General features: G+C 73.2%; 9 protein-coding genes. 7 read left to right on the top strand and 2 right to left on the bottom strand.

Annotation, left to right across the window (positions count from 1 at the left end):
* Positions 1 to 240: 240 nt before the first annotated feature.
* A complete protein-coding gene (gene mycP / locus QSK17_RS01115) occupies positions 241 to 1,395 on the bottom strand; it encodes a type VII secretion-associated serine protease mycosin (protein WP_285702437.1) in 1,155 nt (384 codons plus the stop codon).
* Positions 1,396 to 1,588: 193 nt separating this feature from the next.
* On the opposite strand from mycP, the gene QSK17_RS01110 reads away from it, so the two are divergent.
* On the top strand, positions 1,589 to 1,861 hold the full coding sequence (locus QSK17_RS01110) for a WXG100 family type VII secretion target (RefSeq protein WP_061253375.1): 273 nt from the start codon (positions 1,589 to 1,591) through the stop codon (positions 1,859 to 1,861).
* An 85-nt stretch (positions 1,862 to 1,946) separates the two neighbouring features.
* Here QSK17_RS01110 and QSK17_RS01105 read toward each other — a convergent pair whose 3' ends face one another.
* A complete protein-coding gene (locus tag QSK17_RS01105; protein WP_285702436.1) occupies positions 1,947 to 7,046 on the bottom strand; it encodes a type VII secretion EssC family protein in 5,100 nt (1,699 codons plus the stop codon).
* A gap of 621 nt (positions 7,047 to 7,667) precedes the next feature.
* On the opposite strand from QSK17_RS01105, the gene QSK17_RS01100 reads away from it, so the two are divergent.
* Genes QSK17_RS01100 through QSK17_RS01075 form a run of 6 tightly spaced genes read left to right on the top strand, consistent with a single transcriptional unit; the run spans position 7,668 to position 12,609 of the window.
* Positions 7,668 to 8,354: a hypothetical protein gene (locus QSK17_RS01100; RefSeq protein ID WP_285702435.1), complete on the top strand. Its 687-nt coding sequence runs from the start codon at positions 7,668 to 7,670 to the stop codon at positions 8,352 to 8,354.
* Position 8,355: 1 nt separating this feature from the next.
* Positions 8,356 to 9,129: a hypothetical protein gene (locus QSK17_RS01095; protein WP_285702434.1), complete on the top strand. Its 774-nt coding sequence runs from the start codon at positions 8,356 to 8,358 to the stop codon at positions 9,127 to 9,129.
* Positions 9,126 to 10,445, top strand: a complete 1,320-nt coding sequence (locus QSK17_RS01090; protein WP_285702433.1) for a TadA family conjugal transfer-associated ATPase — start codon at positions 9,126 to 9,128, stop codon at positions 10,443 to 10,445. Before QSK17_RS01095 ends, QSK17_RS01090 begins: the two co-directional genes overlap by 4 nt.
* On the top strand, positions 10,445 to 11,407 hold the full coding sequence (locus QSK17_RS01085; RefSeq protein WP_285702731.1) for a type II secretion system F family protein: 963 nt from the start codon (positions 10,445 to 10,447) through the stop codon (positions 11,405 to 11,407). The genes QSK17_RS01090 and QSK17_RS01085 overlap by 1 nt, the downstream gene beginning before the upstream one ends.
* Entirely contained in the window at positions 11,404 to 12,342 is a 939-nt protein-coding gene (locus QSK17_RS01080; protein ID WP_285702432.1) for a type II secretion system F family protein, read from the top strand. The genes QSK17_RS01085 and QSK17_RS01080 overlap by 4 nt, the downstream gene beginning before the upstream one ends.
* Positions 12,343 to 12,609: a hypothetical protein gene (locus QSK17_RS01075; protein WP_285702431.1), complete on the top strand. Its 267-nt coding sequence runs from the start codon at positions 12,343 to 12,345 to the stop codon at positions 12,607 to 12,609.
* The last annotated feature ends 75 nt before the right edge of the window (positions 12,610 to 12,684 follow it).

The raw sequence follows: 12,684 nt of genomic DNA, 5'->3' as shown, positions 1-12,684 counted from the left end.
GTCATGATCAAGTCACATTCAACCAAAATCAACCCCCTGCCATCACGGATTCCGGGTGACTAATTGACAAACACCGGCCGATAAGGGGTATCCGCGATGTCAGCGATACCGAGCCCGCTGCCGGTCCACTGCCGGCCTACTGCCGGTCCGCCGCCGAGCTCGCGACGGCTCCGCGACTTCGGTTGATTTCGGTCAATTTCGGGTCCTCGCTGCTCCCGACCTCCGTCGCCGCCCGCTGGGTCAGTTCGCCTCGCCGGGTCGCCATCTCCTGCGGCGGCCCAAGGGGAGGACCACGGTCGCCACGACCGTGAGCGCCGCCGCGCCGAGCGCTCCACCCGCCACGATCGCCGCCACGCCGATGGCGTGCTCGTCCGGCGGATCGGCCTTGAGGATCGCGTCGTCCGAGAGCGACGCGGGCTCCTGGGGTGCCACGGCGACGACCTCCGAGGGCAGGATCATCGTCACGGCCAGTCGCGGGTTGACGATGCCCGCGCCGGTTCCGGTGCCCTTCGTGCCGTCGGCGGTCAGCACCACGCGCCGCCGTACCCGGACGTTGTCCAGCTCCGGGTAGCGAGCGCGGACCAGCGCGACCACCCCCGAGACGTACGCGGTCGCGTGGCTCGTGCCCTTCAGATCGTTCTGGTACGTGCCCCCGGGCCAGGTGCTGGTGAGGTCCTGCCCTGGGGCGAGGACCGCGACCGGCGTGCTCGTGTTGGAGAACTCGGCGAGCTCGTCGTCAGGTGTTGACGATCCCACCGCGAGGACGCCGGGATAGGCGGCGGGGTACGCGGGCGAGGGGGTGCCGTCATCCTTGGTCACGTTCCCCGCGGCGGCCACGATCACCGCGTCCTTGGACAGGGCGTATCCCACCGCCCTCCTCAGATCCATCCGGTCGACGGCCTTGACCGAGACGTTGATCACCTGGGCGCCGAGGTCCGCCGCCTTGGCGATCGCCCTGGCGAGCAGGGCCGGATCTCCTCGTTCCGCGTTGGTCTGCTTGATCGAGATCAGCCGGGCGTCCGGGGCGACACCGGCGAAGGGGCTTCCCTTGCGCTCGGTCGCGGCGATGATCCCGGCCACGCTCGTGCCGTGGCCCATGCAGTCCTGGGTTCCCGTTCCGGTGAGGTCGACCGACCGGGCCACCTTGAGCTGCGGATGCCGGGCGTCCACCCCGCTGTCCACGATGGCGACCGTCACCCCGCGGCCCCGGGTGAGCGGCCAAACGGACGTGAAGTCGAGCCTCCGCTGCGCCCACGGCTCGCTCAGGGTGAGTGAGCCCGGCCTGGACGGGGCGCAGGTGTCCTTCTTCGCGGCGTCCGCGGACGCGGGCGGCGTGATGAGCGCGATCGGCAGCAGCATCGACAGCACCGGTGTGATCGCGGCTAGACGACGCATGACCGACCCCCACAGCAGTTGATCCGGCGGGACAGACTATTGACGTCCTCTCACGGCCTCAAGGCGGGGACTCGATCTGCATCCTTTCATGATCCTCCTGACCGGCTTCATAACCAGTCGGCATAACACCTTTACAAGGACCGTACGTGATCTACGGTGAGGGCGCCCGAACTGTCGACGAAGGAGCTACTGGATGAGTAACAACCTGCTCGGCGGCGACCCCGCGGAGATGCAGAGCATGGCCGCCCAGTTCACCCAGCAGGCCGACCAGGTTCGCGCCACGATGGCGAGTCTCGACCGCGAGGCGGCCAAGGTCGGCACCGCCTGGACGGGGCCGGGCGCGCAGCGCTTCAACGAGGCGTGGCAGAGCTACCGGTCGGCCTTCCAGCGCATGTCCGAAGAGCTCAACGAGGCGTCCCGGGTGATCAACGCCTACCGCGGCAACATCGAGTCCGCGACCCGGTAGCCCGCCCGCCGCTCCTCGGCCGAGCGGTACGACTTCATCTTCTTTCCCGATCTTCCTCCCGGCCCAGATCCGGGACGCGGCCCGGCTATCCGGAGACCGCGGCCTGGATCGGGGTCACGGTTCCCGAGGTGATCAGGAGCCCCCGCCCGGGCGGGCCGCCGACCGCTCCGCGCGGCAGCCGCACGCTGAAGAGATCGCCGTCCGCAGGGCTCTGCACCGACAGCAGCAGGCCGGTCCTCGACTTGCGGGCCTCCGCGGTGAAGCCCCGGTAGGCCGTGGCCAGATCACCCGTCGCCCCCGCGATCAGCAACCCGTGCTCCCCGTCCCGAGCGGTGCGCAGGATCTCCTCCAGAGCCAGGCCGAGCGGCGAGTCCGGGGAGATCAGCTCGGCGTCGTCGACGATCACCACGTAGCCCTCCCTGTCCGAAAGGAGCGCGCGCGGATCCTGCGCGCCGGGCAGCCCGCCGAATCCGTCCGGCTCGCCTCCGGCCACGCCCCTGGCGTTGCCGTCCAGTACGGCGAGCACTCCCGGCGCGCCGGCCATCTCGCGCAGCGGGCTCCGGCGGGGTGTGACCACGAGGACGGGCGTCCCGCGCCGCACCAGCGACCGCGCGGCCGTGACCAGGCACGACGACCGGCCTGAGCGGGCCGGGCCGCCGATCACCGCCGCCGGGCCCTGGGAGAGGAGATCCAGCCCCAGCGGCTCCAGCGCGTCCCCGCCCACGCCGAGCAGCGCCCACAGCGGCGACGGCGGCTCGAACGACGGCGCCAGGTCCATCGCCTGGTCGGCCGTGACGCGGATGGGCAGCGCGTCCACGCGCAGGGGCGGCGCCGACCGCCACCCCCACGGCCCTCGCCGTTCCGGGTCGCCGCCGAACCGCGCGGGAGCCGTACGGCCCAGCGCCTGCAGCGCGGCCACCTGCGCGGGGCCGGACGGATCGTCGGCGAGCAGCGCGATCTGGCTCTCCACCAGCCCGTGCTCCCCGACGGACAGGGCGCGACCCGGAGGCAGGAAGGAGGGCAGGTCCTTCACCGGGAGCCCCGCCAGTCCGTAGTCGGCGGGGTCGGCCAGGCGCAGGACGAGACGCTCCTCGAACACCGTCGAGATCTGGCCGAGCAGTCCCGACCTGTCGGAGGTGACGACCGCCCGCAGGCCCACGGCCGGCCCCTCGCGCAGCAGTTGCAGCAGCGCGTCGAGCAGCCGCCCATAGTCGTAGTTCTCGAACGCGGCGACGTACCCCTCCCACCGGTCGAGTAGCAGCACCAGCCAGGGGAGCCGTCCGATGGCCGTGTGCCCCGCCGGCTCGTCACCCGCGCGCCTGTCACCCACGCGCCTGTCACCCGCCGGCCCGTCACCCCCCGGCCCGTTTCCGGCGGCGGCGCGGGCCTCGGCCAGGGAGGCGTACCCGGCCTCCGCGAGGAGCTGCTGGCGGCGGCCGACCTCGGCGCGGAGCCGGGACAGCAGCCGCTCCACCCGATCGAGCTGGTCGCGGGTGACGACCGCGCCGCAGTGGGGGAGGCCGACCAGCGGGAGCAGCGCCCCGGAACCGCAGTCGACGGCGTACAGGTGGACGTCCTCGGGGGAGGCCCAGGCCGCGATCGACCCCGCGATCGTCCGCAGGGCCGTGGAACGCCCGCTCCGCGCCGTTCCGGCGATCAGTAGGTGCCCGCCGTTCTCCAGGTCCAGGGAGAGCGGCCCCCTGGCCTGATCCCACGGCAGGTCGGTCAGCCCGAACGGCAGCGACAGAGCGCCGCCCGGCGCCGGCGGCCGCCCGTCCACGCCCCGCTCGGGGGACAACGTGACGGCGTCGGGGAGCGGCGGCAGCCACGGGCTGGGTCGGCGGGCGATGCCCCGCGCCGCCGCGTCGATCGCGTCCACCAGCAGCGCGAGGTCCGTCCCGGGCGACGACGTCTCCCCGGCGGACGACGCTGGCGAGCCGGGCGACGCGGACCAGCCGGGCGACGCAGACGTGGACGAGGCGGACGACGTGGACGAGCCGGACGAGCTGGGCAGGGCATGGCCGAGCGCCCGCCACGGCAGCTCGATCACCCGCGGGTTCCCGCCGGCCCCGCCTCCGTCCCGGCCGTCCGGGGTGCGCCCCCCGATCCGCGCCGCCTGTACGGCGACCGCCTGCCCGGACCCGGACCGCACGTAGCAGCGTCCGGGTGTCGCCTTGGAGATGTGGGCGGCCTCGGGGCCGTCGATCACGTCGGCGGACTCCCTGGCGTCGGTCACCCGCAGCGCGATCCGCAGCGACGTGTTCGCCTGGATGTCCGCGGTCACCACGCCGCCGGGCCGCTGGGTGGCGAGGACCAGGTGGATGCCGAGCGAGCGGCCCCGCCTGGCGATGTCGACCAGGCCGTCCATGAAGTCCGGCAGCTCGGCCACCATCGCCGCGAATTCGTCGATGACCAGCACCAGCCGGGGCAGCGGTGCGGAGCCGGACGCCCGCGACCCCTGGTAGTCCTCGATGTCCTTGGCCCCGGCGGACAGGAGCAGCCGTTCCCTGCGGCGGATCTCGGCCGCGAGCGACGCCAGGGCCCGCTGGGTGAGGTGGCCGTCCAGGTCGGTCACCATCCCCACGGTGTGCGGGAGCCGTACACACTCCTTGAAGGCGGCGCCGCCCTTGTAGTCGATGAGCACGAACGTCATCTCGTCCGGCCGGTTGGCGGCGGCCAGGGAGCAGATCAGCGTCTGGAGCAGCTCCGACTTGCCCGCGCCCGTGGTCCCCGCGATCAGCGCGTGCGGGCCGTCCCTGCTGATGTCGATCTCGAACGGCCCGTCGGGGCCCACGCCGATGACCGCCCGGGTCGAGCGGCCCCACCGCTTCGCGATGCCCTCGGAGCCGACCAGGTCGAGCAGCCGCACCGACTCCGGGAGCGCCGACGTCTGGTCGTCCCTGCTGACGTCCCGCAGCGGGGCCAGCGCCCGGCCCAGCCGTTCCGACCACGACGCCGAGACCTGGTCGGCTCGGATCGGCCCGATCGCGTCCAGCCCCCCGCCGCGGAGCCGTACGGACCCGTCCGGCTCGCAGGACACCACCGTCGCGCACTCTTCCGGGAGGAGCCGCTCGTCGTCGTCGATCGCGACGGTGTACACCCCGGCTCGGGGGCCCTGCCTGAGGACCTGCGGCATCCCGGGAAGGCCGCGCAGCACCTGGGCGCCGTCGAGGACGACCAGCACGTCGCAGGGCCGCTCGTCGTAGGTCGCGAACGCGGGTTCGGCCGCCTCGTCCGGCCGAGTGCTCCCCGGGCGGCCGAGATCCGCCCAGCCCGCGGGGCCTCCGGACAGCGGCCCGCCGCGGGCCGCCATGCCGTACGAGCCGGTGCCGTACGAGCCGGTGCCGTACGAGCCGGTGCCGTACGAGCCGGTGCCGTACGAGCCGGTGCCGGGCGGGGCGGGCTCGGCCGGGTCGAGCCGCTCGCCGATGAGCGCGGCGAGATCGGCGATCCGGCGGGCGGCGGCCTCCGGATCGGCGCCGACGAGGGCGACCGTGCCGGAGGCGAGGGAGGCGACGCTCGGCGCGCCCCCTGCCGCTCCTTCGGCGGCGCAGTGCGGCAGCCACCGGACCCATCCCCACTGCTCGGCGGCGTCCGCGTGCGCGGAGAGCACCACGACGGCAAGATCCCTGGGGCTGTGCAGGGCCGCCGCCTGCCCGACCAGCCAGCGGGCGGCGCCGAGCGCCACGTCCCTGGGGCCGGTCACACCCGCCACGCCCAGCCTGCGCATCGCGAGCGCGACGGGCACGTGCCGGGCAAGTGGCGGCTCGGGCAGTTGCTCGTCGGCGGGCGTTCCGCGTTCCGGCGCGAACCCGACATCCGCGGGGAGGTCGGCCAGGCCGACGCGGAGCCGCAGGCTGTCCGGATCGTGCAGCCGCCGCTCCCACAGGCGGCGGCGCGGTCCGGTCGCGGTCAGCAGGATCTCGGCCGGGTCGGGGGCGGCGTCCCTGCGGGCCGCCTCGTCCTCCTCGCGCGCCCCCGCCACCTCGGCCTCGAACTCCACGAGCCGATCCCGGTATGCCCTGACGGCCTGGCGGTGCTTCTTCCTGCCGTGCCTGCGGTCGCTCGCCCACTGCCCAAGCATGATCATCGGACTCATCAGGGCGAACAGCAGGAAGTACAGAGTGTGGAGGGCGATGGCCATGCCCACGCCGAGCACCGCGGGCAGCAGCGCGGCCAGGAGCTGGAGCCGGGCTCCCTCGGCGCGTTTCGGCTCGGCGGGCACCTCCACGCGCCGGTGCCGTTCGGGCGCGCGGAGTCGGGGCGGCCGGTTGTAGGCCAGCCCTCCGTCGGGCAGCGCGTCCAGATGGGCGTCCGGCGGCTCGACCGGGCCGATGGAGAACACCGAGCCGCCGCAGGACAGCAGGACCTGCCGCGGGTCAGCGGCCGCCGCCCGGCCCGCCATCCTGTCTGAGCCGGGCTCCGCCGCCTGGCGCGCCCCTAATGTCGTACGGGCCCGGGCTTCACGGGTGCTGCGGGATTTCCGCGCTTCACGAGTTTCACGATCTTCACGCGATTTGCCTGCTTTGCTTGATTTGCGGGCTTCGCGGGACCTGCGGGATCTGCGGCCCGCTCCGCGCCCGGCCTTCCCGGATGCCTCGGCGGCTCGCCGGTCCGGGTCCCGGGGTTCCCACGGTGTCGCCTCGCGTACGTGCTCGCCGTCCAGTTCGAGGCCGGCGGCCGGATGCGCCGGCTCGACGGTGACCCCGCCGGGCGCGACCCGGATCGTCGCCGCGTGGGGCGGCATCCGCGGATCGGGTACGGCGATCGCGCATCCAGGGTCCGATCCCATCGTGTGGAGGCCGGGGCCGAGCCGGTGGACGGAACCCGCTCCCGGGCCGCCGGCCACCCGCAGCTCGATCACGCCGTCCGGCTCCTCGGCCATCGTCGCGGACGCCGCCTGGCCGTCGAGCGCGACCAGGTCGCCGTCGCGGATCAGCCCGAAGACGAGGGCGTCGGGATCGAGTGGCCGCCCGTCCACCCAGAGTTTGGGGCCCTCGGCCCGGCGCCGCCGTCCCCTGTCCAGGTCGTACGGCGCCCTCGCGGGCGGCAGCCGTACGACGTTGGAGGGGCGGGCCGGGCCGGCGAGCGCGGTGGCCAGCGCGCCGACCGTGGTGGACTCGTCGCCCTCGACCATCACCTCGCGCCGACCGTGCCCGGCCACCACGGTGAGCATGATCCGCATACTCAGACTCCCAAGGGCCGCCTTCTCGGGGGAAGGGCGGTTCGCCGTGACGTGAACTCATGGCGTGAACATGGCGTGAACTCGGTGCGTGAACTCATGGCGTGAACTCGGTGCGTGAACTCATGGCGTGAACTCGGTGTGTGAACTCGGTGCGTGCCAATCGGCCGGCGCCCATGGAACCGGCCCGCGACCCCTTTCGGGGGAGTGTCCCTCCGGGACGCGCCCGGCGAAAGGGCTCTTGCCGAGCCAAGGTATCGGGGCTATCCCCAGATATCTCCTTGTTCGCGAGAAACGCCGGAGCCCGCCCCCCGCCGTACGTCCAAGGCGTGGCCGGGCCGGTGGGAGCGATGTGATCTATGTGGACAGAGTGCTTCTTATCACGCGATTCAACCACAGGAAAGTGATAATAGTAAACAGGCATCGATCAATCGGGCATTTGACACCGGTATTTCCAACGGATAAGCATGGATGGCCGGTTTCCGGCCACACAACAGCGGGTGGTTGTCCATAATGGCGTCAATTCAGTAATTCGAACTGACCAATACTGCGGATGAAGGCGCGGCCGTTACTCCGGCCCTCATTCCAGTACCGGAAGCGATCGTCCCTGGGAGCCCCCCACCCATGAGGATCAGCGACAAGCCCGCCTCCGACGGACGCGTACCCGCCGGCGAGCGGCCCGGGCTGTCCGGACCGGCCTCGCGCAAGCTGCCCGTCCCGCCGCGCGAGCGCAAGCCCGCGCTCGCCGCCCTCGCCGTCCTCCTCATCCTCGGCGGGGCGCTGACCACCACGCTGCTCGTCCTGCGCAGCGGCGACCGCGTCTCGGCCGTGGGAATCGTCCAGCAGGTCGGCGCGGGGCAGCTCATCCCGGCCTCCGCCATCAAGGAGGTCCAGATCGCCGACACCGGCATCGACTACGTCCCCTGGCGATACCGGAACGAGGTCGAGACCACCTATGCCGCGGTGACCCTCCTGCCCGGCACGCTGCTGACCAGCACGATGGTCACCAAGGCGAGCGATGAGCTCGGCCCGGGCAAGGCCATCGTGGGCCTCGCGCTCAAGGCGGGGCAGGCGCCGGTCGGCATGACCAAGGGCGACGTCGTCCAGGTGATCTACGTTCCGGCGGGCGGCAAGGGATCGGCCCAGCAGCGGGTGCTCGCGCCCAATGCCCGCGTCCACAGCGTAGGCGCGCCCGGGAGGTCGGGCAGCGGGCTGGTCTCGGTGGTCGTCGACGCGTCCATCTCGCCCGCCGTCGCCGCGTACGCCTCCAGCGGCGAGATCGCGCTGGCCGTGCTGCCCGGAGCCGGGTGACGTGGCCCTCATCGTCCTCGCCGCCGACAAGGGGGCGCCCGGCGTGACCACCGCGGCGACCGCCCTCGGAGCGGTATGGCCGCGTCCGGTGCTGCTGGCCGAGTGCGACCCGTCCGGCGGCGACCTCGCGTACCGGCTGCCGGCCCACGACGGCGGCGTGCTGAATCCCGGCCGCGGCCTGCTCAGCCTGGGCGCGGTCGCCCGGCGCGGGCTGCACGCCGACCAGATCTACGAGCACACGCAGAAGCTCGTCGGCGGTCTGGACGTCCTCACCGGTCTGACCCACGGCGAGCAGGCCGGGGGGCTCACCTGGTTGTGGGGTCCGCTCGGCCGGTCGCTGGCCGCGCTGCCGCACGCCGACGTGCTGGCCGACTGCGGCCGCCTCGGCGCGCACGCCGAGGTGGGCGACCTGATCGCGGAGGCCGCCCAGGTCGTGCTCTTCACCCGGCCGAGCCTCGACCACGTCGCCCATCTGCGCGAGCGGCTGGCCCTGCTGGACGGCCGGCCCGTTGTGGTCGTGGTCGCCGACCCCCGGTCGTACCGCGCGTCGATCGAGGAGGTCCGGCGCATCGTCGCGCCCTGGGACGTCGCGTTCGTGGCCGGCCTCGCGCACGACCCGAAGGGCGCCGAGCTGCTGCGTGGCCAGTGGGGCGGGCGGCTGGACCGCAGCCTGCTGATCCGCACCGCGCGCGAGCTGGCCGGGCGGCTCGCCGCGCTGCTCTCGCCGGAGACGGCGGCCGGGGAGCGGACGGACCGGAGCGGAGCGAGCCGATGAGCGGGCAGCAGGCCGGCGTCGACCACGCGCTGGTGAAACGGTTCCGCCAGGAGGTCGGCGACCGGCTGGCCCATCAGCGGCGGCTGGACCAGGCGAGCGGCGTCCCCCCGATGACGGGGGAGGACGAGCGGCAGTTCGCCCGCGCGCTGATCGCCCAGGTCCTCGAGGAGTACGCCAGGGGCGAGATCGGCGTCGGCCGCACCCCGCCCACCGCCGATGAGGAGGAGGCGCTCGCCGCCGGCATCCACGCCGCGCTGTTCGGCGTGGGCCGCCTCCAGCCGTTCCTGGACGACCCCGAGGTCGAGAACATCGACATCAACGGCTGCGACCGGGTGTTCGTGAGCTACGCCGACGGCCAGGAGATCGCGCACGAGCCCGTCGCCGACTCCGACGACGAGCTGATCGAGCTCATCCAGATCCTGGCGGCGTACTCCGGCCTGTCGTCCCGGCCGTTCGACACGGCGAACCCGCAGCTCGACCTGCGCCTGCCCGACGGCTCCCGGCTCTCGGCCGTCATGGACGTCACCGTCCGGCCGGCCGTGTCGATCCGGCGGGCCCGCCTGGGCAAGGTGTTCCTCAGCGACCTGGTGGGCAACGGCACGCTCGCGCCCGAGCTGGGCCGCTTCCTGGCCGCCGCGGTGGCCGCGCGCAAGAACCTCATGATCGCCGGATCGACCAACGCGGGGAAGACGACGCTGCTGCGGGCACTGGCCAACGAGATCCCGGCGGCCGAGCGGCTCATCACGGTCGAGCGCGCGCTCGAACTCGGCCTCGACCAGTTCCCTGAGCTCCATCCCAACGTGGTCGCGTTCGAGCAGCGCCTGCCGAACTCCGAGGGGCAGGGTGAGATCACCATGGCCGAGCTCGTCCGGCGCTCGCTGCGGATGAACCCCTCGCGGGTCATCGTCGGCGAGGTCCTCGGCGACGAGATCGTCACGATGCTCAACGCGATGACGCAGGGCAACGACGGCTCGCTCTCCACGATCCACGCCAACTCCTCGATGGAGGTCTTCAACCGCATCGCGACGTACGCCCTGCAGGCCGACGAGCGGCTCCCCATCGAGGCGACCCACATGCTCATCGCGGGCGCGATCGACTTCGTCGTCTTCATCGAGAAGCGCAACGACTACCACCGTGGCGGGACGCTCCGGCGCTTCGTGTCCAGCGTCCGCGAGGTCACGGGCTGCGACGGACGGGTGCTGTCCTCGGAGGTCTTCATCGCCGCCGGCGACCGCGTCGTCCCGCACGCCCCGATCTCCTGCCTGGACGAGCTGGCCGCGCACGGTTACGACCCCGCGCAGGAGGTGTGGCGCTGATGCCCGCCGGGGTGTTCGATCCGCTGGCGCTGCTGGCCGGCGCGGTGGCGGGCGGTGGCCTGTTCCTCCTCGCCCTCGCCCTGTACGGCGTGCGCCCCCGGCCCGCCGGTCCCGACGGGAAGGCCGGATGGCTGGAGCTGCTCAGGACGCTCTCCACCCGGACGGCCGTCGCGGTGATCGTCGGGGTCGTCGTCCTGCTGGTCACGGGGTGGCCGGTGGTGGCGGTCGGCGCCGTGCTGCTCGTCCTGGCCTGGCGTGGCCTCACCGGCGGCGCGTCGGAGGAGCGCGCCGCCATGCGGCGCCTGGAGGGGCTGGCCGCGTGGACCGAGTCGCTGCGGGACACGATCGCTGGGGCCGCCGGGCTCGAACAGGCCATCCCGTCGTCCATCCGGGCGGCCGCGCCCATGCTCCGGCCGCACCTGCTCGCGCTCGTGGACCGGCTGCACTCCCGCATGCCCCTGGCGGACGCGCTCCGGATGTTCGCCGACGAGCTGGACGACCCCTCCGCCGACCTCGTCGTCGCGGCGCTGATCCTCAACTCGCGGCTGCGCGGCCCCGGCCTGCGCGACGTGCTGTCCGCGCTGGCCGTCTCCGCCCGCGAGGAGCTCGACATGCGGCGGCGGGTCGAGGCCGAGCGCCGCTCCACCCGCAAGAGCGTGCAGATCGTGGTCGGCACGGCGCTGGCCTTCGCCGCCGCTCTCGTGATCTTCAACCGTTCGTACGTCGAGGAGTACGGCTCACTGCTCGGCCAGGCCGTCCTCGTCGTGGTGGCGGGGCTGTTCGGCGCAGGGTTCGCGTGGATGCGCCGGCTGGCCCGCTTCGACAAGCCCGCCCGCATCCTCGCGCCGTACGCGGGCACAGGCGGGCAGGGCACGGGCGGGCAGGGCGCGGCGGGGAGGGGCGGTGAGGCGCGCGATGACGTCGCGGACGACCACACGCTCCGGACGGGGGGAAAGCGATGACGGAGCCGGCGCTGGCGGGAGCCGTACTCGGCCTGGGCCTCTTCCTGCTCTTCCGGGCGCTCTTCCCGCCCCGGCCCGGGCTGTTCGCCCGGCTGACCGCACTGGACCTGGCGCGCGCTGGCGAAGACCTGCCGAAGGCGCCGCTCATCGCGCCGGACGAGCAGGTCAGCGCGTTCCGCCGTGACCTCGGCGTACGGCTCGCGCGCTTCTACGCGGCGAGGGGGTGGGAGGCGCGCTCCACCCGGGCCGACCTGGCGCTGCTCGGCAAGTCCTTCGAGGGGTTCCTCGCGACGAAGGTCCTGCTCGCGGCGGCGGGGCTGCTGGTCTTCCCCCTCCTGGTCGGCTGGCTGGCGCTGATGGACCTGGGTCTGTCGCTGGGCATCCCGCTCTGGTCCGCGCTGGCGGTCTCCGCGGTCTTCTTCCTGCTGCCCGACCTGCAGATCCGGCGGGACGCGGGGGTGCGCCGCCGCGACTTCCGGCACGCGGTCGGCGCGTTCCTCGACCTGGTCGCGATGAACCTCGCGGGGGGCCGCGGCGTCCCGGAGGCCCTGATGATGGCGGTCGCCGTCGGCAGCCCCACCGGGAGCTCCGGGGCGGGCGCCAACTGGGCCATGGAACGCATCCGCGAGGCGCTCGGCAACGCACGCATCGTCGGCATCACCCCGTGGCAGGCCCTCGGCCAGCTCGGCGACGAGATCAACGTGGACGAGCTGCGCGACCTGTCCGCCGCGCTCGGCCTGGTCGCCGACGACGGCGCCAAGGTCCGCTCCTCGCTCACCGCGCGCGCCGCGACGCTCCGGCGACGGGAGCTCGCCGAGGTCGAGGGCAAGGCGGGGGAGCGGTCCCAGTCGATGCTCGTCGCCCAGCTCCTGCTGTGCGCCGGGTTCGTGATCTTCCTCAGTTTTCCGGCGGCCATGAAGATGTTGGGGGCATAGATGCTCACCTATTTGATCGCGATGCTCCACGTGCGGATCGACCGCGCCCGTAACGCGCCGAGCAAGGGGGCCTCGGCCGTCGAATGGGTGATCATCACGGCGATCATCGCCGGAGTCGCCCTCGGCCTGGCCACCCTCATCAAGAACCTGGTCACCCAGAAGGAAGCCGACATCACCTCCAACTTCGGCGGCGGAGGCGGTGGCGGCGGTGGCGGTGGCGGCGGCGGGGGCGGCGGGGGAGGTCAGTTCGACGGCGGTTCAGAGTGACCCCGTCCCCGGTGGCCCGGCCCGTGGTGGTCCAGTCTGCGGTAACCCCGTCCGTGGTGGCCCGGCCCGTGGTGG

The organism is Microtetraspora sp. NBRC 16547 (assembly GCF_030268965.1).
In the GTDB taxonomy this organism is placed as follows: Bacteria; Actinomycetota; Actinomycetes; order Streptosporangiales; family Streptosporangiaceae; genus Microtetraspora.
Note: the sequence above shows the minus strand (reverse complement) of the source record. Positions and strands in the feature narration are given on the sequence as shown.